Annotated in this window: 22 protein-coding genes and 1 pseudogene; 6 read left to right on the plus strand and 17 right to left on the minus strand. The window is 34.2% G+C overall.

The annotated features are described in order from the left end of the window. Positions 1 to 6: 6 nt before the first annotated feature. From TOL2_RS11475 to TOL2_RS25780, 5 genes are all read right to left on the minus strand, one after another. Entirely contained in the window at positions 7 to 852 is an 846-nt protein-coding gene (locus TOL2_RS11475) for a hypothetical protein (protein WP_014957605.1), read from the minus strand. Then, positions 849 to 1,664: an ABC transporter permease gene (locus TOL2_RS11480; protein WP_014957606.1), complete on the minus strand. Its 816-nt coding sequence runs from the start codon at positions 1,662 to 1,664 to the stop codon at positions 849 to 851. The genes TOL2_RS11475 and TOL2_RS11480 overlap by 4 nt, the downstream gene beginning before the upstream one ends. A gap of 35 nt (positions 1,665 to 1,699) precedes the next feature. Beyond that, on the minus strand, positions 1,700 to 2,620 hold the full coding sequence (locus tag TOL2_RS11485) for an ABC transporter ATP-binding protein (protein WP_158406103.1): 921 nt from the start codon (positions 2,618 to 2,620) through the stop codon (positions 1,700 to 1,702). Positions 2,621 to 2,762: 142 nt separating this feature from the next. Beyond that, positions 2,763 to 3,188 carry a hypothetical protein gene (locus TOL2_RS11490; RefSeq protein WP_041279452.1) on the minus strand — a complete coding sequence of 142 codons (426 nt, stop codon included), beginning with the start codon at positions 3,186 to 3,188 and terminating at the stop codon, positions 2,763 to 2,765. A 65-nt stretch (positions 3,189 to 3,253) separates the two neighbouring features. Beyond that, the gene (locus tag TOL2_RS25780; protein WP_014957608.1) at positions 3,254 to 3,469 is read right to left on the minus strand and encodes a prepilin-type N-terminal cleavage/methylation domain-containing protein; all 216 of its coding nucleotides are present in this window, start codon (positions 3,467 to 3,469) and stop codon (positions 3,254 to 3,256) included. A 387-nt stretch (positions 3,470 to 3,856) separates the two neighbouring features. Between TOL2_RS25780 and TOL2_RS11500 the strand changes: the two genes are divergently transcribed. The 5 genes and pseudogenes from TOL2_RS11500 to glf form a co-directional block, all read left to right on the plus strand. Continuing rightward, positions 3,857 to 4,744, plus strand: coding sequence for a UbiA prenyltransferase family protein (locus TOL2_RS11500; RefSeq protein ID WP_148278103.1), 888 nt, complete (start codon positions 3,857 to 3,859; stop codon positions 4,742 to 4,744). Beyond that, entirely contained in the window at positions 4,741 to 5,826 is a 1,086-nt protein-coding gene (locus TOL2_RS11505) for a glycosyltransferase family 9 protein (protein WP_014957610.1), read from the plus strand. The genes TOL2_RS11500 and TOL2_RS11505 overlap by 4 nt, the downstream gene beginning before the upstream one ends. Before the next feature lie 40 nt (positions 5,827 to 5,866). Beyond that, complete coding sequence (locus tag TOL2_RS11510) at positions 5,867 to 6,751, plus strand: glycosyltransferase (protein WP_014957611.1); 885 nt, start codon at positions 5,867 to 5,869, stop codon at positions 6,749 to 6,751. 174 nt (positions 6,752 to 6,925) lie between these two features. After that, positions 6,926 to 7,075 (plus strand): DUF2442 domain-containing protein, encoded by a 150-nt coding sequence (locus TOL2_RS25505; protein ID WP_232508157.1) that lies wholly within the window; start codon positions 6,926 to 6,928, stop codon positions 7,073 to 7,075. Between the two features lie 111 nt (positions 7,076 to 7,186). Continuing rightward, positions 7,187 to 8,290, plus strand: a pseudogene (glf, locus tag TOL2_RS11520) (UDP-galactopyranose mutase); the annotation flags it as partial. 23 nt (positions 8,291 to 8,313) lie between these two features. Here glf and TOL2_RS23615 read toward each other — a convergent pair. From TOL2_RS23615 to TOL2_RS23625, 7 genes are all read right to left on the minus strand, one after another. After that, a complete protein-coding gene (locus TOL2_RS23615; RefSeq protein ID WP_014957613.1) occupies positions 8,314 to 9,726 on the minus strand; it encodes a glycosyltransferase family 2 protein in 1,413 nt (470 codons plus the stop codon). After that, positions 9,723 to 10,889, minus strand: a complete 1,167-nt coding sequence (locus tag TOL2_RS23620; RefSeq protein WP_014957614.1) for a glycosyltransferase — start codon at positions 10,887 to 10,889, stop codon at positions 9,723 to 9,725. Before TOL2_RS23620 ends, TOL2_RS23615 begins: the two co-directional genes overlap by 4 nt. Before the next feature lie 35 nt (positions 10,890 to 10,924). Continuing rightward, positions 10,925 to 11,947 carry a radical SAM/SPASM domain-containing protein gene (locus tag TOL2_RS11535; RefSeq protein ID WP_014957615.1) on the minus strand — a complete coding sequence of 341 codons (1,023 nt, stop codon included), beginning with the start codon at positions 11,945 to 11,947 and terminating at the stop codon, positions 10,925 to 10,927. Between the two features lie 15 nt (positions 11,948 to 11,962). Next, positions 11,963 to 12,757 (minus strand): 6-hydroxymethylpterin diphosphokinase MptE-like protein, encoded by a 795-nt coding sequence (locus TOL2_RS11540; protein ID WP_014957616.1) that lies wholly within the window; start codon positions 12,755 to 12,757, stop codon positions 11,963 to 11,965. Beyond that, complete coding sequence (locus tag TOL2_RS11545) at positions 12,754 to 13,449, minus strand: acylneuraminate cytidylyltransferase family protein (protein WP_014957617.1); 696 nt, start codon at positions 13,447 to 13,449, stop codon at positions 12,754 to 12,756. The genes TOL2_RS11540 and TOL2_RS11545 overlap by 4 nt, the downstream gene beginning before the upstream one ends. Further along, complete coding sequence (locus TOL2_RS11550; RefSeq protein WP_158406104.1) at positions 13,442 to 14,515, minus strand: glycosyltransferase family 2 protein; 1,074 nt, start codon at positions 14,513 to 14,515, stop codon at positions 13,442 to 13,444. Before TOL2_RS11550 ends, TOL2_RS11545 begins: the two co-directional genes overlap by 8 nt. Before the next feature lie 171 nt (positions 14,516 to 14,686). Further along, the gene (locus TOL2_RS23625) at positions 14,687 to 15,910 is read right to left on the minus strand and encodes an ABC transporter ATP-binding protein (RefSeq protein ID WP_014957619.1); all 1,224 of its coding nucleotides are present in this window, start codon (positions 15,908 to 15,910) and stop codon (positions 14,687 to 14,689) included. Positions 15,911 to 16,003: 93 nt separating this feature from the next. Here TOL2_RS23625 and TOL2_RS25510 point away from each other — a divergent pair, with 93 nt between their 5' ends. Further along, positions 16,004 to 16,318: a hypothetical protein gene (locus tag TOL2_RS25510; RefSeq protein ID WP_232508131.1), complete on the plus strand. Its 315-nt coding sequence runs from the start codon at positions 16,004 to 16,006 to the stop codon at positions 16,316 to 16,318. A gap of 489 nt (positions 16,319 to 16,807) precedes the next feature. On the opposite strand, the gene TOL2_RS11565 is transcribed toward TOL2_RS25510, so the two are convergent. Genes TOL2_RS11565 through TOL2_RS11585 form a run of 5 tightly spaced genes read right to left on the minus strand, consistent with a single transcriptional unit; the run spans position 16,808 to position 20,806 of the window. Next, on the minus strand, positions 16,808 to 17,476 hold the full coding sequence (locus TOL2_RS11565) for a cyclase family protein (RefSeq protein WP_041279455.1): 669 nt from the start codon (positions 17,474 to 17,476) through the stop codon (positions 16,808 to 16,810). A 29-nt stretch (positions 17,477 to 17,505) separates the two neighbouring features. Next, on the minus strand, positions 17,506 to 18,402 hold the full coding sequence (locus tag TOL2_RS11570) for an NAD-dependent epimerase/dehydratase family protein (protein ID WP_014957622.1): 897 nt from the start codon (positions 18,400 to 18,402) through the stop codon (positions 17,506 to 17,508). A gap of 7 nt (positions 18,403 to 18,409) precedes the next feature. Next, positions 18,410 to 19,162: an HpcH/HpaI aldolase family protein gene (locus tag TOL2_RS11575; protein ID WP_014957623.1), complete on the minus strand. Its 753-nt coding sequence runs from the start codon at positions 19,160 to 19,162 to the stop codon at positions 18,410 to 18,412. Continuing rightward, on the minus strand, positions 19,159 to 19,836 hold the full coding sequence (locus TOL2_RS11580) for an HAD family hydrolase (RefSeq protein WP_051012361.1): 678 nt from the start codon (positions 19,834 to 19,836) through the stop codon (positions 19,159 to 19,161). The genes TOL2_RS11575 and TOL2_RS11580 overlap by 4 nt, the downstream gene beginning before the upstream one ends. Beyond that, positions 19,820 to 20,806 carry a phosphoglycerate dehydrogenase gene (locus TOL2_RS11585; RefSeq protein ID WP_014957625.1) on the minus strand — a complete coding sequence of 329 codons (987 nt, stop codon included), beginning with the start codon at positions 20,804 to 20,806 and terminating at the stop codon, positions 19,820 to 19,822. Before TOL2_RS11585 ends, TOL2_RS11580 begins: the two co-directional genes overlap by 17 nt. Between the last annotated feature and the right edge of the window lie 22 nt (positions 20,807 to 20,828).

The following is a 20,828-nucleotide window of genomic DNA, read 5'->3' on the forward strand; positions in this document are numbered from 1 at the left end:
ATCCTGTTATTTCATTTCTTTTATAAGCATATTGCTAGTTGTATAAACACGATTATTTTGGAGGATCATAAACTTACCCCCATACGGGTCTTTAGGAATATTATCAATAATCCCCTTTATGACAAGGTCTTCCAGTGATGCGGGGTACACGCCATATTTTTCGTAATAGACTGTTATTTTACTTTCAAGACTTTCCATAATTTCAAGAGTGATCATTCTCATTTTAAACCGATCTCTGATGGTTTTGTTCCGAGTATCCTTGAGCATTTCCCGTAAAAACATGATACCATCCCGGTGCTCAAATGCATAGACCGACAAACGGGCTGCAAGATTTGCCACATAAGGTGAGCAACCCGGAAGTTTGGATGCCTGCATAAGGTATTTGCTGCCTTTTTTATTGTCCTTTAAAAAATAAAAATGATTAAATCCCAAGTAATAATACAGACGTGATTTTTTGGGCAAATATCGAGTTCCTTTTAAAAGAAGCCTGTTGGCCTCATAAATTTTTCCCGCTCCCCAAGCCAAAAACATTTCTGAAAAAAGGTATGCGTCCCAAAAGTAAGGGTCAAGGTCAGTGATAGTATCAAGAGTTTTTATTAAATTGTCCCATTGTTTCGAAGAAATTTCAGATTGTTCAGCTGCTTTTTCTCCAACAAATGTCATAAATTTAAACAGAAGATAGTCTGAGGTAAGTCCTTTAAATTCAAGAGATGCCGGACCTATGATTTTTGACGGAGTTGTATATTCAACAAAATTAGATTTGACAAATATGTCACGCTGCTTTTCAAGATTAACTGAAAAAAGGACAAAAACAGCAATCAACAAAAAAGAAATGCTTGCATTTTTTATCATTTTAACTCACGTCTATTAAAAATCAGGGAGGCAAAAAACAATAGCAATATTGAATAAATAATACTATATCCAAAAATTGTCAGGGTATTTTCCAAGGACATCAATTTGCCATGACTTGAAAAAATTTTAATATCAAATGCGGACAGATTTGGAAATATATACTGTATAAATTGAATAGCAACCTCATTTATGGGAGAAGACGCTTTGTACAACAAGGCTTCTTTTTTGAAAAATATGACTACCTCTTCAATACTTTGTCCAGCTATATACACACATAAAGAAAAAATAAGTGTCAGAAATGAACTGGTTGTAATGCTGGAAAAAAAAATAACAATTGCATTTAAAAGAAAAAACATCATCATTTCATAGCTGAATGCCTGAAAATAGCAGACCCATGAAAAATCCTGAAAATATTTTGCAGGGGCAGTGTTTTTAGTCATCAAAATTATGGCAACACTGAATAAGCACAACAAAGACAACGCTACAAAAACCAATAAAATCAATCCCAGATATTTACCGATAACATACTCGGTTCTTGAAATGGGTTTTGACAATACAGAATAAATCGTACGCTTATCAATATCTTTTGCCATCAGATTGATATTGATAAAAAAAGTCAGTAACAAACCGGCCAACGCAATGGTGGAAAGACATAGATCAACCATTACCTTGCCAAGTTCATGGCCGAAAAGGTTGGTCAGCAGGATCACTGTCATAAGCATCAAAAGAGCCATAACAGTGATACCATGCAATGCTCTGTCCCGCATTCCTTCTTTAAACGTCAATATTGTCAGTGCTTTGATTCTTTGCATTTAATTTTCAACCCTTATTTTTAATAACAACCTTACTAAACCGATTCATCAGAAATGGTATCCATAAATAATTTTTCTAAGGGATGCGTAGAAATGTTCAACTCTTCAACTCTAATACCATGTTTTAATGCCATATTCACGCTATCTTTGAGTTGGTTCCGAGAACATGAAATAATGGTTGCATTTCCCTCTTTTGCATATCGAACTCCAAGGATGTCCATATCATCCGATAGTTCTTTGGAAAAAGTTTCAAGGCGAATGCAGACCTGGTTTTCCTGGTCTATCAAATCCTTGCGGTTTAATATTTTTTTCAATTCCCCATTATGCATGATGGCGATCCGGTCACAAAGACGTTCAACATCATTTAAAATATGAGAGCAAAAGAGAATGGTCTTACCTCTTGCTTTTAAATCCAGCACCAAGTCAACCAGAAGTTTTCTGCCAACTGGATCAAGGCCGCTCATGGGTTCATCCAAAATAATCAGTTCAGGGTCATGAATCAGTGCAAAACAGATTCCTGCCCGCTGAACCATGCCTTTTGAATACCCACGAAGTTTCCTGTTTCCGGCGTGTTCTATGTTCATAAATTTGAGCAGGCGTATAATTTCTTCATTGGTTTTTTTTGGGTCAAGCCCTGAAACCTCCGCACTAAAGCGCATCAATTCAATGGCGGAAAGATGTTCATAAAAACAAGGATTTTCGGGAAGATAACCTAACCTGGACCTGCATTGAGGATTATCCGGTGACTTACCCAGAATGCTAATTTTGCCGAATGTGGGTTTGATAAACCCCATAAACAGTTTTAAAAGTGTGCTTTTTCCAGCCCCGTTGGGCCCGATAATTCCAAAAACATCTCCTTGATTAACGCTAACGGAAACATCTGAAACCGCTTGAACAATTTTTCCTCTAACACCAATTCTAAATTTTTTAAACACATGATCACATAAAATACTCACAAAAGAAAAGACCTCCGCAAGATAGAAACATACAAATAAAAGAGAGCAAAACCAAGCCATTCTTGGTTCTGCTCTCTATAAGTTCCATATATACCTGTCTGTTTTTACACTTTAATTTTGTTTTTTTTATTAATAATAGGGATTAAGAATCACCTCTGACAACCCAACCGACAGCTGATGTGGGATTCAAAGCACCCGGATCCGCAATATTTGTGACACTAGGAATTGCGCCAACCAAATCCTGATACACTTGATTATCTTCGTTGTTCTGACTGCCTCTCATACAGAATTGAAGGGCGATAGCAGCTGTTGCACCTGTGCTTGCAGAAACCACTGCCCACTGATTGTTAGCACCTAAAGAATATCCACCAGCCCCACTGTCGGAAGAATACCTCACAACTGCTTTATTTGAAAGATCAACTGGATCCATTGAACTAGTACCAGTAGCATCATTATCCAGATCTATCTGATGGCTGCTGTCTGATGCAACGGTAGCTGCCATTGTCGTAGTTGTAGTATAAAAACATACTGCCGAAACTATCATAATTATATAAATTATTTTTTTCATGGATTACTCCTTTATCTTTTTTACACATAAGAATAGTAAGTTTTACCAGATATTAAGACTTGTGTTTAGGGAAATTTACTCCATTCAGCAAAGTATCCGCCTGTCTCATTCTTAATGATCCGGGCATCAGCAATGGCTTGAGTATTGAACGATCTTGCCCGATACTTTGAGAATTGAGGTACAGCAATCGCTGCAAGGATACCTATAATTGCAATAACGATCATGAGCTCAATCAGGGTAAACCCCTTCTGGTTTCTTCTTTGTTTTAGCCAATTAAACATTTGTCACCTCCATTATTTATGTTAATAAAAAACACTTTTGACTTATCCTGCAAAATTCTTTTGTAACTTTGACTCTTACAAAAAGAGTGCCATGAACTTTAAAAAAAATACACATCGCATAACCTACTAATTTTAAAACATCATTTATATTTAGAAGAAAAAAAAACATCGTTCATAACCGGAACAAATGCAAGCAAATAACAATTTTTGATTTTTTTTTCCAAATTTTGTCATTATGAATCATTATTGACCTTTTAATATTCAGATAATCCGCTATATTGTAAAATTTTCGAAAAACACTTTTCAATATCTGAAATATAATGATAAGACTCTGTGGTCTTGTCAATTGATATCAGAGCCATAATTTTGAAAATTTTAGAACCATTTATGACTTATAACACATCAACCTTTCAATCTGATTTGAAAAATTATAGTGTTCTTCTACGTCCTTATCAATGGATTAAAAACCTGCTATTGTTTTCCCCCCTGTTTTTTTCCGGAAATTTTGTCAACAGATCGTTATTATATATCACGGGTATAGGTGTTTTTGTTTTCTGCCTGACATCCGGTCTTGGATACATCGTGAACGACTGGATTGACAAAGAGAATGACAGATTCCATCCCATCAAGAGACACCGCCCCTTTTGCAGAGGCACCATAACCGGTCTTAAAGCGTTTTTTTTATCCGGCTGCATTCTGCTTATCATCATAATTTGTATACGTTTATTCCCTTTTCCTTTAGAGTTTATTTGTTATCTTCTTGCATACATGATCCTGACAGCAAGTTACAGTTTGTATTTAAAACAGATTGTCATCCTTGAAATATTTTCTGTGGCCTTTGGATTTGTTTTAAGGGTTCTGGCTGGAGGGGCGGTTTGTAATATTGAAATTTCAAACTGGCTTTTTTTAACCGTCTTTTTCATTGCCATGATGATTTCCATTGCCAAACGGCTGACTGAGTTAAAAGAATTGGGAGAAAAAAATGCCATTCTCCACAGAAAAAGCCAAATCGGATATTCCTTGACGTATTTGAACAGCATGTTCTGGACTTGCGGAAGTGTCACATTAGTGGTCTACTCCCTTTATGCGGTTGAACATGGAAGCCTGGTGATTTATTCCGTCCTGCCTGCTTCTTACGGCATTTTCAGGTTTATTTATCTGACCGACCTTGGCCGGGGCAGCGACCCCATTAAAACCCTTTTTTCCGACAAGCAGCTTTTATTGACAACCCTGATATTTTTATTCGTTTTAACTTTGGTGATATACTGGCCATGATACATTCCATTCAAATAATCAAGCAAATTGATCGCATTCTGGGTCCGGTTCTGCTCAAAATTTTTCCCAGAGCGCTCAAAAAAAAGAAAAGAAGCCCTCACCCCAATAAGATATTGATCATCAGACCCGGTGGTATGGGGGATGCGATTCTTCTGATTCCTGTTTTAAAAGCTGTTTCAAAAAAAATAAAACCTGCAAACATCGACATTTTATGTGAACCGAGAAATCAGGAAATTTTTCATGCAGTGCAGTTCGTTAACAATACCTTATCTTACAAAAATCCAACCGATCTTATCTCAGTTTTTAGAAAGCAGTATGATATTATCATTGATACGGAACAATCTCATTTTTTAACGGCTATTATTACACGACTGCTTAAGGCAGACTTGAAATCCGGATTCCATGTCAATGGACGACAAAAAATGTATACAATATCAATACCTTACCGTCATGATATTTACGAGGCTGACTCATTCTGGAATCTGATAGCCAAAACATTGGATTTCAAGGAATCCTTTTCATGGGATTTTCCGTATTTCAAACAGGAAAAAAAAAACTTTATCTCCGACATTTGCTTTGAAAAATATATATGTGTGTTTCCCGGGGCATCCATTGATGAACGATTATGGCCTGAAAAATCCTGGGCAAAGGTTATTGATCAACTGACACAATTTGGCTGGAAATGTGTTCTTCTCGGCAGCCACAAGGAAATTAATCAATGCAGGACCATTATTAAATATTGTAAAACCCGGGATATTATAAATCTTTGCAGCCAACTGACAATCCTTGAAACAACCCTTGTGCTGAAAAAATCATCCTTATTAATCAGCACGGATTCAGGTATCCTTCATCTTGGCGTTCTCAGTGATGTTTCCACTGTTTCTCTGTTTGGACCCGGCATTGAGGCAAAGTGGGCGCCCAAAGGACACAATCATCTTGTCATTAATAAAAACCTTGACTGCAGCCCCTGTACAAAATTCGGAACAACACCGCCGTGCGGAAATTTTAAATTGTGTATGCTTAAAATCACCCCTATGGATGTGATAAATAAAGCAAAAAAACTGATTACACTTAATGAATAGGCATACTGTGTTTAACCATCTTAAACTTCAAGGAACAACTTTGCGCGAAAAAATTCTGAAATCCATATTAAAAACCTGCCCGGAAGGTGACCTGAAAAGCCATGAAAACAACCAATATCGCTTAAGCTGTGTTTTTATTTTTTTTCAGCGGTATCACCTGATGGACAATATCCTTCATTGCCTGAATTCCCAATCCCTCAAAAAAGACAAATTTCAGATTGTTTTAGTGGAAGATAAGTGTGGGTCCATTGAAGGAGCTTCATTAAAGCAAAAATTTCCCGGATTAAAGATTGACTATTTTGCCCCGGATCATGGCTGGGGCAAAATGGGGTTTATGAGAAATTACGGATTATCAAAGGCTAAAGGAGAGATCATTTTATTCCTTGATGATGATACCGTACTCATGGATACTGATTTTTTAAAAAATCTTATTGATTTTTTTGCTGCCGATCCATCCCTTGATGCTGTCATACCGGAAGGGTTTGCCTCCCACGCTTTAATAAAAGGGCAATATGAATATCATGATCCTTTCTTTTTTACCAATCGCTGCATGGCCTATAGAAAAAATTGCCTTTTAGAACTCAAAGGATTTGATTCTAATTTTATCGGCCAGGAAGATGTTGAGTTTGCCATCCGGTTTACAGCAAAAAATTATAACGTGTTAAAGACACCATCGCTTCAGTATTATCACCCCCCCCTGGTTTATGAGGATACTTCAAAAGGACATGCTGTTGGCGCGTCCTTTGCAAGATCAAAATACAATATGATCATTAAATGTTTTTTATTCATTAATGGTATCAGATGGCTTCCGTTATATTTTTTGCCTGGACTAAAAAACAAATTTATGGCACGGTTTGCTCTTGGATTTTTAAAGGGATTTGTTGGAAAAATCTTTAAAAAACATAAAAAAGTAGATTATCGATAGATAACTGTAGATGTTCTGAAGGAATTATCAAGAAATAAAAAAAATTGATCCATTAGATTAAGAGGGGAGGCAAATATGTGGAATATGAATGATGTAAAACACATCGAATACAAAGGTAATTATATATTCCATATCACTTTTGATAACAATGTATAAGGAGATATAGATTTTTCAATTTACTTAGATAAAGGCCCTGCATTTAGCCCACTAAAAGACCTTGTTTTTTTTAAACAGGCGTTTATTGAGAGAGGAACAATTGTTTGGCCAAACGGTGTGGATATGGCTCCTGAACGTTTATATGAAAAATGTGAGCAACAGCATTAATATGGGAAATACACATTTTATTCGATTGGTTTCTGATGCATGGATAAGTACCACCTCCAATCAATATTCAATTCTTGAAGAACTCTTTAAAAAAAACAAAAAGATAGCTTATCAATGAAAACTGTAGATATTCTGATTGTGGGGGCTGGAATCACCGGGATCACAGCGGCCAGTATCCTTGCCCGTGAAAAAAACAAGACCGTGTTGATTATTGAAAAGAGACATCACATTGGCGGAAATTGTTACGACTGTTTCAACGAAGACGGAATTTTGATTCACCTTTATGGTCCCCATATTTTTCATACCCAACATAAGGATGTATGGGATTATCTTTCCCAATTTACTGACTGGCTGGATTATGTTCACCATGTCAAAGCCTTTGTGGATGGGAAATATATTTCTTTCCCCATTAACATTAATACGTTTGAACAGCTTTTTGAAAAGTCGTTTACAAAAGACGACGTCTTAGCATATCTTGAACAAAAAAAAATTGATCTGCCGGAAATCAAAAATGCCGAAGACATGGTGATTTCCCGCATGGGAAAAACGATTTATGATAAATTTTTCAAAAATTATACCAGAAAGCAATGGGGGGTTGATGCAAAAGATCTTGCACCTGAGATCACTGAAAGGATTCCCATCAGGTTTGACCGGGATGAACGATTTTTCACTGATCCGTATCAGGGAATGCCTGAAAAAGGATATACCGAATTGTTCAAAGCCATGCTGGATCATGAAAACATACAGGTAATTACTGGGAAAGACTATCGTGATATAAAAGACCAGGTTAAATTTGATAAAATGATCTATACCGGACCTGTTGATGAATTTTTTGACTATAAATATGGGTACCTGCCCTACCGGGGGATCAACTTTTCCTTTAAAACTTATGATCAGGAAAACTGTCTGCCTGTGGCTGTGGTGAACTATCCCAATGATCATGACTATACCAGAATTACTGAGTTCAAACATATGACCTTTCAACAACATTATAAAACCTGTCTTTGTTATGAGTATCCGGCACCTGCTAAAGCCGAAAAAGATGAACCGGTAGCCTCTTACCCTGTTTTAGACAAAAAATCTTTAGCGAACTATTTGAAATATAAAAATGAAACGAATAAACTGATAAATGTTGATTTCATAGGGAGATTAGGAGAGTTTAAGTATTTAAATATGGATGCGTGTGTAAAAAATGCGATAGATCTCTGTGGATAATTTAAAGACGTTTACTGTTCTGCTTATAGTTCAGGTGATTTTGAATTAATTTTCTTTGATGCCCATAATAATCGAGGGAGAGAAAAAAGGGCTGCGAGTTCTCCAAGAATAAATGAGGGTAGCAGTTTCCATATTGCTTTTCGATTATAGTTTGAATAAAAAAACTTAGAGTTGTCTTGATCATAAATCAAACTGATTTTAAGTGCCAACGGATAAAATGGTAATATTACATTTTTTTGAACAAAAACTCCGACAACTGGGGATGAAAACAATAATCTTATCAAAGTTTTAATAGTGGAAATAAACGACTCTCGTTCTCCTTTATAATAAAAGAAATGATCAAAACAGGAATTGTTATTTATTAATTTTGCTCGTTCTTTTTGTATCATTATTGTGACTTTATTATCAGGGGATAACGCTTTTATATGTTTGGCACAATCAATCATTTCATAGACTGTGCCGTAGGGTAAAATCAAAAATTCATTATAGTTACGGGCATTGTCAATCATATTAAAACGATTTTCAAAAGATTCGTCTGGTGTTTTATACCGGAACTTTTTAAAATCACCGGAATAAAAGTCTTTTAATGCGTAATTAAATATCTGATACGCTTTTCTATCATTTAATAATTGTGCTAAAATTTTCCCCTTAAAAATTTTTTTTGCCTGCATATATAATATCAATATTTTTTTCAATCCATGAAGATGGCGACTCATTGTTAACAATGCATTTCGAAAATTATAATATATATATATTGTCGGGCTCTGTTTTTCAGCATAGTGATAAACAACTGATTCTTTGGTTGAAACAACACGATAACCTTTTTTTTTAACTCTAAGACAAAATTCAACATCATCCCAGTGAATAAACATCCTACTATCAAAAAATCCAATCTGTTGTAAAACATCTATGCGTATCAACATTGAGCAAGCTGCAACATAATCAACATCTTTTATATCTTCTGTAAGTTGGGAACGTTTTTTGTTCAAATACCAGGCCTTCCACAAACCCTGGTTCCAATCCACCCAACCGCCTTGTTCAATAACAATATCGGGCTTATCCGGATGGCAAATCAAAGAACCGACCACGCCTATGTCATTATTTGATTCCATAACATGAATCAAGCCTTTCAGGGTTTCTGACTCAACAATAGCATCATTATCCAGCAGCCATATATAATCATATTTCTGTTGCTTCATGACTTCATGCATGCCTGAATTAAAGCCGCCTGTTCCACCTAAGTTTGACGGATTTAGGATGAGAAAAATAGCAGGAAAATTTTTTTTTATTGCCTCAACAGAATCATCAGTAGATGCATTGTCCACTACGTAAACATCGAACAGAGGATCTGAGATGTTATTCAACTCTGATAGTAGTGTAAGAACATCCTTTTTTTTATTCCAATTTACAATTACAACCGCAATTTGTTTTATCATATTGTTTTATTTGATTTATTGTATTTGATCAGAGAGACACAAATATTTTTCAAATAATGAAAAATATAGATGAATAATTCTCTTTTTTCCCAAACATCAATGTTTGGTTTTGTTAGTAACCCGATTATAGATTTTATTAAACATTTCCGGTTTAATGCTGAGTCACAAGTTCCTTTAATCAATTCATCAAGATTATGTGATATTTCTTTTGAATATTTAACATTTTTAAAATCAGGATGAACTAAAAAAGATTTGATACGGAAATAAAATAATAAAAATAATACATCCGGTATGATTTTTTGAAATTTTTTTATGGCCTCATTTATACTCATATAGGCTAATTTCATTAGCTTAAAATCATTGGGTAGGTTAAGTTTGTTTAATAAAAACGCTGTTCGTACCACACCTGAAGAAAAAGCCAAAAGCCCTTCAAACCGTTTCCCTAAAGGAAATTTAGAATTTTTTTTCAGAAGATCCATCACCCTTTCATGAAGAATAACATCATGGTGGTATTGGTTCTTCAGATTTGATGACATGCTTTTGGGATGACGTCTATAATATACCATACCTTTTGGATTATAATACGGGATATGTCCTTCTATTGATAAGCGGATCCATAAATCATAGTCTTCGCAGGCCGTTAAAGTTGTATCAAACCCTTTTGAATTTTTTATAATTTTACTTTTGAAAAAAAAAGCATGAGGAGGTGCGATATTTAAATGACAAAGATGAATATCAAGGTTACGCTTGAATAATCTCCACGATCCAAATGATTTTGGAGAGTCACTGGCATCTGTTTTATGAAATAGCCTGTTTCGACAAACAGATATATTGATTTCGGGATTATTGGTTAAATACTCAACCTGACTCTGAATCAAATTTACACCCAACAAATCGTCAGCATCTAGAAACAACATATACTCACCAGTTGCGTGTTTTATACCGGTATTGCGTGCCGTAGAAAGCCCAGAGTTTTCTTGATATATGTATTTAATTTGATCTTTATAAGAATCTACTATCTGTCTTGTGTTATCTGTTGATCCATCATCAATAACGATTATTTCCATGTTTTGATAGGTTTGCTTTAATACGCTATCAATTGAAGCAGAAAGAAAATCGCCGTAATTGTAAGTCGGTATGATAATAGAAACTTTGTTATGCAAGGGGGCTTCCTCGATTAGAAACTTTAATTCGTCTTTTATCCACCAGGTGAAATACATTTTTTACAAATAAAGTCAGGTTTCGAAGGTTCTACTCCAATACCACTCTTAATCAATCGAATATATCCAGGTGAATTAAATATTTGATTTAGGTTATTATCATTAATATTTCCAAATACGGTTTTTTTATGGTAATCCATACAACATAAAATAAGTTCGCCCGTATAAAGAAAATGAGCCCATTGGTCAAATCGGCAACAATAAAAATTTTCAAGATTATTTCGATAAATCGATGAAAAATTGATTTCATTTCTTTTTATCTGACCAGCCCGATCATGATAGGTAAAATAGTTAAGTCTTGGCTTTTTTTTAAACCCGTTTTTAGCAAATTCATTTTCCCAAAAAGAATCAAATTCCTTTTCATCAAACCATTCCGGCATTTCATTGCGCTTTTTTCTTGATTGCCCAGAACCTCTGATAATTATATTTATATTTGAATCTTGTGATTTTTCAATGAGTTCCAAAACATTGTTTTTTGTTTTATCAAAATCCAAACCCATTATGGCATTATAAGATTCCTTATTTATACCATGAAAGCTAATCCATATTTCATGATTAATTGGATTAAATAGTTTAATAATATTATCAATTTTTGAACTATTTAAAAAAGAGGCATTTGTTGCGACTTCCAATTGTCTGCAATTTAGCCTTGACACTCCGTATTCAATTCGATCAAAAATTTTTTTATCGGCAAACGGCTCATTTTCAAGATAAGGGCAAAATTTGCCAATTGTATACTCAGATAATTGATTCACAATTGATTCATAGGTGTCATCATCCATACCACCTGGATTGAGTTTATGCCATGATTCCAGATAAGGGCAAAAATAGCATTTTGCATTGCATGAAGATGTAGTTTGTATCTGAACATTAAGTGGATATCTGCCAATTATGCTATGGCCGCTTTTTAAATTAGCAGAAAGTTCGCTATATTTTATTTTATTATCAAATTTCGAAACAATATTTTTCTTAAAATTTACAATATTTTTCTTTATTTTCATATTTTCACACTTTAACTAAAACAGACTATCATAGTCAATTCTATCGAAAATTCTTAATTTACCACCGACACCTGCATTAAAAATTTTGATATTGTGTTTCTTTAATGCAGTTTTTGCTTTTTTATATGCCATTTCCATTCTGTCAACTCTTGGGTCATGATACCTGAATCCCGGGCCAAAGTAATCCGGATGAAAGTGATTTTGATCATAAGACTTTGATTCAATAACAGCACCATCAACACAGATATCTTTTTCAGGAATAGTATAGTCATGATCAATTCCAATGAGATAAATTTCTTTTGCCCCCAAGTAACACGCAAGCTGGATGTTCAAATAAGTAACCGTACCTCCCCAGTAAACCATATTTTCACAATCAAAAGAAAAATCAGGGAACCCTGGATAATTTCTTATAAAATTTATGAAAATTGTATTTTTATCAGGTTTTAAGCAATATCGCAGATCATAAGGCAATATTTTTATAGTGTTTTGAAGATTATTAATAATATTCCTTCTGTCCTCAGCAACAAGATTATCCTCCACTGTATAAAATGCCGGAGCAAATCCCATTTCATCAAATTTTAAAAAAAGTCCATTACATCCAATGGTAATCTCATTTTTAAGATGTTTTAAATTCATTTCATTGAGACTCGGACCATTGCCGATAACAAAAACACGCTGATTTTTATATTTGTTTTTTAAAGAGATAAATGTTTTTTCATTTTTAAATAGAGGTCTGCCGTACTTCTCTTGAATAATTCCAAGTAGCCTGCCTTTAGTTCTGTAATAAAACCGTACAATTCTGTTTTTCATTGAAGATTACCAATATTATATTTTGCAATCAGTTCAGCGATTTTCCAATCATTTTCATTATCAATATCAATAGACTCAAGTTTGTCAATGATAAACATATTAGGTTTTATTCCGACTCTTTTCTTACCTGCATCATTAAAGGATTGTTTGGAAAATATATAAATATTAGAATTTTCTTCATATAACGGTTGCAAATCCTGTGTTCTTTTCAATTCATTTGGATCATGGTTAAATGGTACCATTGATTCAGTATAAAATCGGCTTTGAATCTTTGTCACAGAAAACAAACTGTCATATAAGGAAAGGTTTTCAAAATAATGATTGATTGATTTCTCTAAGGTTTCCCTTTTGAGGAGTGGGTTTGTGCTGTGGGTTTGAATAAAGTGTTCGGACTTGATCATATTAATATCATGATCAATAATTTTGTTCATTGAAACAAAATCACCCCTTAAATGTTCCGGTCTATTGATAATTTTTACTTTTTTAAAATTTTTCACAGCGTCTTTAGCGATAAAATCACTATCCGTATTGATCCAAATAGTTTTAATATAATCAGACTTCTCAAGTGTTGATGTAACCCAATGATATAATGGTCGATCTATAAAAATTTTAAAGTTCTTATTTGGAACCCGCTCTGAATGGGCTTTCATTGGTAATAAAACATCCAGTTTAAAGTTCCGTTTATCAATCATTATGTTTTTTTTCCTTTATAATTTTCAAACCAATCTTAAAACCATTCATTGCAGATTTTATCCATCGGATACTATTGACGTTTGAAAACGGCATCAATTTATTAATAAAATTTAATATAATCAATTTGACTATTATTACTTTACACTTTCTGATACTTTTAAATGCATTATAGCTTAAAATTGTCATGCATTTGAACCTGTTTTGTTCTTGAATATATACATCTCTTTTGCCGTGCCTACTATCTGTTCCATGTAATAACCAAGTGTTCGTATCAATATAATTGGTATATCCATTTTTAACAGCTCGAATACAAAAATCCACATCTTCATATCCATAAGGATTAAAACATTCATCCAAATATCCAATTTCATCAATAAGGCTTTTTTTAAAGGCTTGACAGCATCCCGGAACATTTGAAACATCATATTTATCTATACCTTCTGCAACTAACTTTTCATAGTATAAATTCTTTTTCAATTCTGGATGTACGTCCAGAGGATATCTTAAAAAACAAAGCAGTCTGTTGAATAATTCAAAATAAATCAACTTGAATGAAAAATATGTATAATAATAATTATGGCGAGTACCCATATGAAACATTCGCATTGAAAAATTCATACCGATTAATTCCTTTTTAATTTCATTGCTTGTAATATGGCTTGTCAACCCACCCCAAACACCTTTTTCATTGAAAGATTTTATTATTCCATAGGTTGAATAATTGATATCCGCAGTCATTGCACCAACAACACCAGCATCTTTTTGATGAATTAAAAACGTTGTTAGTCTTTCAACATAATCGACAGGGGTAATAACGTCATTATCTAAAAATAATATGACATCAGAAGCATTACACTCATCAGTTTTAAGCAAAAAATTCCGACCACCTGCGACGCCTAAATTATCTTTTGATTCATAATATTTGAGATTCTTAATTTTGGAAAATTTTTCTTTTAATTGCAGACTTGTGCCGCCATTTTGAAGGATACTGATTGTTGTATTTTCGACATTATTATTAAATAAAGATTCTATAGTCGTCAAGGTCGGTTCAATTTCAGACGGCATGAACAGGATCAGAATGTTAATTTTATAGTTTTTTCCAGATATTTTCATATTTGATTATTGATAAAAAGTCCTGCTAAATATCTTCAATAAGTTTAAATCTTACAATTAAAAAGAACATGTAATTTAAAAAGTCATATATTATTATCATGGACTAATCATTTTATTGATGAATTATTCAAAAATCCAATCATGCTTTGGTGTGACAAACCCAAAGCTGAATGGTATATTTTTCACTGTAAAGTCGTGAATGAAATTTCTATACAGATATTCTTTATTATCCATAACAACAAAAATAGATTTAAACCTTCCCGGATTGAACATCATATCAGGAATTCTTAATCTTCCTTTTAAAATACCGTCTTTCGGGATTGATATAGTTCCAACGATATTGTCTGTGTTAAAAGCGGTTATGAGATTGGCATTTTCATCCCAAATAGGAACACCAATAATAAGATTGTTAACGGGTTTTAATAATTTAAATGAAAAATTCAGATATAAAATAGTATTATGATCAATAAACTCTACTTGTTGATTTGCCTTATCACACCAATAATGTTGAATATCAATTATTTTTTCATTTTTATTAATTAGCTTACCAAAAATATTTACAGGTGGTTGTTCACCAATGTTTTTGAGTGAGGTTGGACTGTTATGGTAATATGAAACAGCATGTTTTGTTTCTCCGGCAAATACAACATGTCCACTTTCAATAACAATTGAATTATCACATAACATCATTAAATCTCTCATATTATGAGAAACTAAAATGATGGATGATTGTTTTTTGATTTCATTTATTTTTTGGGCGCATTTTTGTCTGAATTGGAAATCCCCAACAGCGAGGACTTCGTCGATGAGCATGATATCAGGATTCATTTGTGATGCTATTGCAAACCCTAAGCGAACTTTCATTCCCGAACTATAATTTTGTACAGGAGAATCAATAAAATCATTTAATTCGGCAAATTCAATAATTTCATCTAATTTTCTTTCAATTTCTTTTTGTTTAAATCCTAAAACAGAACCGTTTATATAAATATTTTCTCTTCCGGTCAGAAGAGGGTTAAAGCCGGCTCCAAGTTCGATAAGAGCACCTACCCTGCCTTTAATTTGTATGTAACCGCTATCCGGTTTGATAAGCCCATTTAATATTTTTAATAAAGTGCTTTTACCGGCACCATTCCTACCAATGAGACCTATACATTCTCCCCGTGATAATTCAAAAGAAATATCACGTAACGACCAAAACTCCCCTGCCCTAAGTTTATTTTCCGTTTTCTTGTATCCAACAATCTCTTTGGCAATATCATTTATTCCATACCAAAGAGATCTTTTTAAATCCTTACAATATTTTTTAGAAATATTATTAACACTTATTAAGGGACTTTTATTCATTTTTTTATTTTCTAAATTTATGCACTCATTCTTTCAATGATATGGGGCATGGCGATCCTGTAAAGTATCCAACTTAAGAGCAAAAATATTATCATGATAAAGTTAATTAATATAATTTTTTCAGTTTCAAATGACTTAATTCCGGTAAAAGCATTTCTTGCAAAATCCAACAGAGGGGTTACGGGATTAAAATCACAAATAATTGATGCAGGCCATTTAGTCGGCGCAGGGTATACCACCGGGGTTACAAAAAACCATGCCGAAGTAATAATGTACAACCCTTTTTCGATATCTCTGTATAATGCTCCGACTGGAAGCAAAAGCAGACCAAATACCATACCAAGACAAAGTAATGAAATAATTCCAAGAGGCGCATATAAGATCAACATTGATATTTTGATATCATAATATATGATGACAAAAAACAATAACACCAGCCTGATAAAAAAATTAAAAATTACCTCGGCCAGCCCAGCAAGAAGTAACGACTCTCTTGGAAAATTTGCTTTTGCCAGCATAGATCTGGATTGGTTAAAACTTCTTAACGGGCTATTCATGGCATCCACAAAAACCTGCCACAACAAAGTTCCAAGCAATATGTATGCTGGATAAGGTATGTTAGTTTCACCTACATGGAATATTTTTTGTGAATTTAAAAACGTAAATACGAGTGTTGTAACAATCGGCGGCAAAAAGGCCCAGATATATCCTAAAAATGTTTGTCTGTACATGGCACTTATGTTTCTGATAAACAGTCTCCATGCAAGTTCTTTAGATATCAACAAATCCCGGTACATTCCCAAAAATAATTTTTTCGGATGTCTTAACAACGGCTCAGAAGAATATATAGTGATATTCGTGTCTTTGTTATTTTGCTTATTCATAATTGTTCATTTATCAGTCTGAAACAATACCAAAAACAGTGCATGGGGAACCATCAGCATGTTCCACAATGACGGGTGCCACTATAACCTGTTTCAGTCCACCTTTAAAATTCAACCTCATATCTTCAATTAATAATACAGGCGCCCCTTGTTCCGGGGCTAAAAAAGCTTTGTGTGCCTTTCTTCCCTCATCCCGATTACAGAAACTTGATATTGAAATAATATCCATGCCGATACAACGCACTGACGGATATTTGTTTTTTAACCAGCAATAAACATTTTCAGAAAATCCCGGCGGGGTTAGGGTATACCTGTCAGTTCCTCTGAATTTGCCATAACCAGTTTGAAAAAGAACAAGTTCTGGTTCACTGGTATAAAAATCGGGAATTATCCCGGGTTCTATTATCTGGCAGTCATGAACAGAATTTGAAATATCGACAACCTCTATCCGGTTAAAAATCCAGAACTCGGGAGGATAATCAGTAACAGTTCTGCCACTTAAAGAAAAGTGCCTGGGAACATCCACATGGGTCCCTGTATGATTGGAAAAATTCCAGACCATTGTATTGCAGCCATCACCTTTGGATTGATGCTGATCTGGTTTTATTTCAATGCCAGTAGCATTTCCATATAATGGCGTTTTTTGAGAAACCGGATAAGACAAATATATAGCTGTGGACATATAAGCGGGCCGTAATGGTTTTATAAACTTTAAATTTTATTAATTTCCGGATGTAATTCCCGGTATATAGTTTCAACCTGATGAAGCAGTCCCTGGCCCAGATCCACCTGAAGCGAAGGAATAAATTTTTTCCCGAGTTTGGGACTGTAATTATGTGGGGTTAGTACATAATGAGCTGTTTTTTTATTATTTGATTTATAATTAATTGTTATTTCGTCTGGAATGATTTCCTTTATCATACCAAGCAACTCCCGGACTTTAAAAACCTGTGAACCGGTAAGTACTATGTGTTGATTTTCAAATTCCGGCTTTAAAATATCAACGCACGCCTTGGCAGCATCCTCTGTGTGGATGTACTCACGCTGGTCTTCCCTGTTGCCTTCATAACTGATACTACCGTTTGTCAAGGCTTGCAAGACAAATCTGTAAACAGCATTGCGCTTATCGGAACGGGGGCCGTAAAGCGTCCCGAAACGCAGAATAGTATACTTTAAGCCATACATTTCATGGTATGCTTCAATATAGTTCTCACAGGCCTGCTTGCTTACCCTGTAGAACCCCCCGGATTTACTGTAGACATAAACAGAACTTGCAAAAATAAAGCGGTTTATTTTTTCTTTTCTGCAAGCGTTCAGAATGATCGTGTTTCCAAGTACATTATACTGTATGGTCTCTATTGGTAGATCCTTTGCTTCATCAATATCTGCAATTCCTGCAAAATTAAAAACATACTGAGAGCCTGAAACTGCATTCCTTACTGCTTCTTCATTTAAGATATCTCCAATCATCATTGTTTGATCAGTTCGTAGATATGGTGATTTACGGATATCAAAAATAACGACATCATAGCCGGAATCAGAAAGTTTATCACAAACATGGGATCCCAGAAAACCCGAACCTCCGAAAACTATAATTTTTTTCATCATCAATTTATCACCCTGTCACAACCGGGCATTCCACCGCGTTATAGAGGAAAACAGCATCAATTCCGTATGCAATAAATTTATACCCTTCCTGAATTTTTTTACAGAGTACTTCAGGATCAGGTTGAACTATATGTGAACCCATAGGAACCCCTGAATTTTCAGCTTTTATTTTAATTTTATCCATTACCGATATAAAATCAGGATTATCAAATTCTGCTGTAATACCCATTGATGCCGACAAATCATACGGTCCAACCATAATTCCATCAAGGCCTTTCACCTCTAAAATTTCATCCAGATTTTGAACTGCTGTAATATGTTCTATCTGAGCAATTATTGTCAAATCCTTTGAACTCTCAGGTACGGTTTTATCAAATTTCCGGCCGAAAAGATTAGCTCTGGAATATCCGACACCGCGAGATCCGTAGGGGGGGTATTTAGCCCATGAGATTCCATTTTGCAAATCTTTTGCAGTCTTGATCATAGGTAAAACAAGACCTTTGACCCCGGCATCAAGGGCCTGCTTAATATCTTTTGGATTTACCTGTGCGACCCTGGCAAAAGGTATTGTACCGCCCTTTTCCAGAGCAAGACAAATCAAACCTATCATATCAGGTGAGAAAAAACCATGCTCCAAATCCATAGCAACCCAGTCGTATCCTGCATTTCCTATAATTTCAGCAACAGAAACATTCGACAATTGAAGCCATGTTCCGATTGAATATAAACCGTTATTTAATTTGTATTTAACTTTATTCATATTAATTTCATAAAATCATCAATTGAATTGCATGAGATATTCTTAAACAAAACTTCATTTTCCGGTGTCTTTCTTAATAAAAAATTGATTTTTGTTTTTTTTGCAGCATTGTAGTCTGTTAATGCATCTCCAACCATAAGGCAACTTTCCGGCTTTAAATCATATTTTTCTATTAAATTGGAAAGAATTTCTATTTTTGTTTTTGGAGCACCATAAACTCCAAAAAACATAGACTGTATATCTAATTTATTAATAATCCAGTTAATATCTTCTTGTGGAGTACCGGTTACAACAAAAAAAGTCTGGCGAGTACAATTTAATTCAAGATATTTTCTGACACCAGGCACCCACTCGGATTTCAAAACAGCATATTTTGTAAATTCACCATATTTGAGACAGAGTTCCTGTATTTGTTCAGCTGATAATTCTGTTTTAAGATATTTTTTATAATACAACGGAATTTTTTCAAAACGAGATACTCCACCATGCTCAATATGATGTTGAAAAATTTTATTTTTGATATGGGTTCCATATGAATCGAATAATTGAATATAGCCTTTCGTTTTTGCATTTACGGAGTCTTTGATAACGCCATCAAAATCCCAAAAAATCACTTGATACCCTCCAATATCCATTCTAAGGCCCTCATAAACCACACTACTGCTGATATTCATATTCTTCCGGGGGAACTTCATTTTGTAATTGCTCCCCTTTAAAAAACCGGATAAGATCTTCTGTCGCTTGCAACTCCATATCATATCGGCAATCATATGAACATGAACCCATGTGCTGAGTCAATAAAACATTGTCAAGTTCAATCAGTTCACCTGAATACGGCTCATCAATAAAGGTGTCAACAGCTGCTCCAGCGATACTTCCTTTTTCTATGGCTAAATATAAATCATGTTCATTAATGATACCACCACGCGCATAATTAAGTATAAAACTATCTTTTTTAAACTTTGATAATGTGTTTCTGTTAATTAGATTGTTAGTTTGTGGAGAAAAAGGAACATGGAGTGATATAATATCAGAATTTTTATAAATTTCTTCTTTTGAAACTTGTTCAATATTCAGGCCTTGTTCCATTAAATCACAAATTGAGTCTTTTTTATCTGTAATATCATTTATTAATACTTTGTTAGGATGAAACGGAGTCAATAATCTTGCAACGTTATATCCTATTCTGCCAAACCCGATTAACCCAATAATTGATTTCCCGATACGTTTACCCATTAATCGATTCCACTGCTGATTTCTGATTTCTCGATCTGCTATATATATATGCCTGTAGACACTGATCATGACCCCTATTACCATTTCAGCTACAGCCATTGTAACAGCGTCAGGAGTGTATGTTACAGTGATACCGAGTTGTTTGCACTTTATTAGAGGTACTGAATCAAGTCCAATACCTACTCGTGATATTATTTTCAAATTTGAATTTGCTTCTATTAAACCTATTAGGCTTTCTGTACCTGCAATAATACCATCAACACTTTTAGCATACTCTGCAACTTCTTTGGGATGTAATTTCCTTCCCAACGGATTTTTAATAATTTCAAAACCATTTTTTTTTAAAAGCATCAAAGGTTTTTTATTTATTTCACAAAACGGTACAGTGGATATAAATATTTTTGCCATTTTTAATATTGTCCATTAATAA

This window comes from Desulfobacula toluolica Tol2 (genome assembly GCF_000307105.1).
Taxonomy (GTDB): domain Bacteria; phylum Desulfobacterota; class Desulfobacteria; order Desulfobacterales; family Desulfobacteraceae; genus Desulfobacula; species Desulfobacula toluolica.

What these genes read in the sequence shown, in the direction of transcription:
- TOL2_RS11475 (WP_014957605.1), bottom strand. Translation starts at nt 852, where the DNA reads ATGATAAAAAATGCAAGCATTTCTTTTTTGTTGATTGCTGTTTTTGTC.
- TOL2_RS11480 (WP_014957606.1), bottom strand. Translation starts at nt 1,664, where the DNA reads ATGCAAAGAATCAAAGCACTGACAATATTGACGTTTAAAGAAGGAATG.
- TOL2_RS11490 (WP_041279452.1), bottom strand. Translation starts at nt 3,188, where the DNA reads ATGAAAAAAATAATTTATATAATTATGATAGTTTCGGCAGTATGTTTT.
- TOL2_RS25780 (WP_014957608.1), bottom strand. Translation starts at nt 3,469, where the DNA reads ATGTTTAATTGGCTAAAACAAAGAAGAAACCAGAAGGGGTTTACCCTG.
- TOL2_RS11500 (WP_148278103.1), top strand. Translation starts at nt 3,857, where the DNA reads ATGACTTATAACACATCAACCTTTCAATCTGATTTGAAAAATTATAGT.
- TOL2_RS11505 (WP_014957610.1), top strand. Translation starts at nt 4,741, where the DNA reads ATGATACATTCCATTCAAATAATCAAGCAAATTGATCGCATTCTGGGT.
- TOL2_RS23615 (WP_014957613.1), bottom strand. Translation starts at nt 9,726, where the DNA reads ATGATAAAACAAATTGCGGTTGTAATTGTAAATTGGAATAAAAAAAAG.
- TOL2_RS11535 (WP_014957615.1), bottom strand. Translation starts at nt 11,947, where the DNA reads ATGAAAATAAAGAAAAATATTGTAAATTTTAAGAAAAATATTGTTTCG.
- TOL2_RS11540 (WP_014957616.1), bottom strand. Translation starts at nt 12,757, where the DNA reads ATGAAAAACAGAATTGTACGGTTTTATTACAGAACTAAAGGCAGGCTA.
- TOL2_RS11545 (WP_014957617.1), bottom strand. Translation starts at nt 13,449, where the DNA reads ATGATTGATAAACGGAACTTTAAACTGGATGTTTTATTACCAATGAAA.
- TOL2_RS11550 (WP_158406104.1), bottom strand. Translation starts at nt 14,515, where the DNA reads ATGCCGTCTGAAATTGAACCGACCTTGACGACTATAGAATCTTTATTT.
- TOL2_RS23625 (WP_014957619.1), bottom strand. Translation starts at nt 15,910, where the DNA reads ATGAATAAAAGTCCCTTAATAAGTGTTAATAATATTTCTAAAAAATAT.
- TOL2_RS25510 (WP_232508131.1), top strand. Translation starts at nt 16,004, where the DNA reads ATGATAAAGTTAATTAATATAATTTTTTCAGTTTCAAATGACTTAATT.
- TOL2_RS11565 (WP_041279455.1), bottom strand. Translation starts at nt 17,476, where the DNA reads ATGTCCACAGCTATATATTTGTCTTATCCGGTTTCTCAAAAAACGCCA.
- TOL2_RS11570 (WP_014957622.1), bottom strand. Translation starts at nt 18,402, where the DNA reads ATGATGAAAAAAATTATAGTTTTCGGAGGTTCGGGTTTTCTGGGATCC.
- TOL2_RS11575 (WP_014957623.1), bottom strand. Translation starts at nt 19,162, where the DNA reads ATGAATAAAGTTAAATACAAATTAAATAACGGTTTATATTCAATCGGA.
- TOL2_RS11580 (WP_051012361.1), bottom strand. Translation starts at nt 19,836, where the DNA reads ATGAATATCAGCAGTAGTGTGGTTTATGAGGGCCTTAGAATGGATATT.
- TOL2_RS11585 (WP_014957625.1), bottom strand. Translation starts at nt 20,806, where the DNA reads ATGGCAAAAATATTTATATCCACTGTACCGTTTTGTGAAATAAATAAA.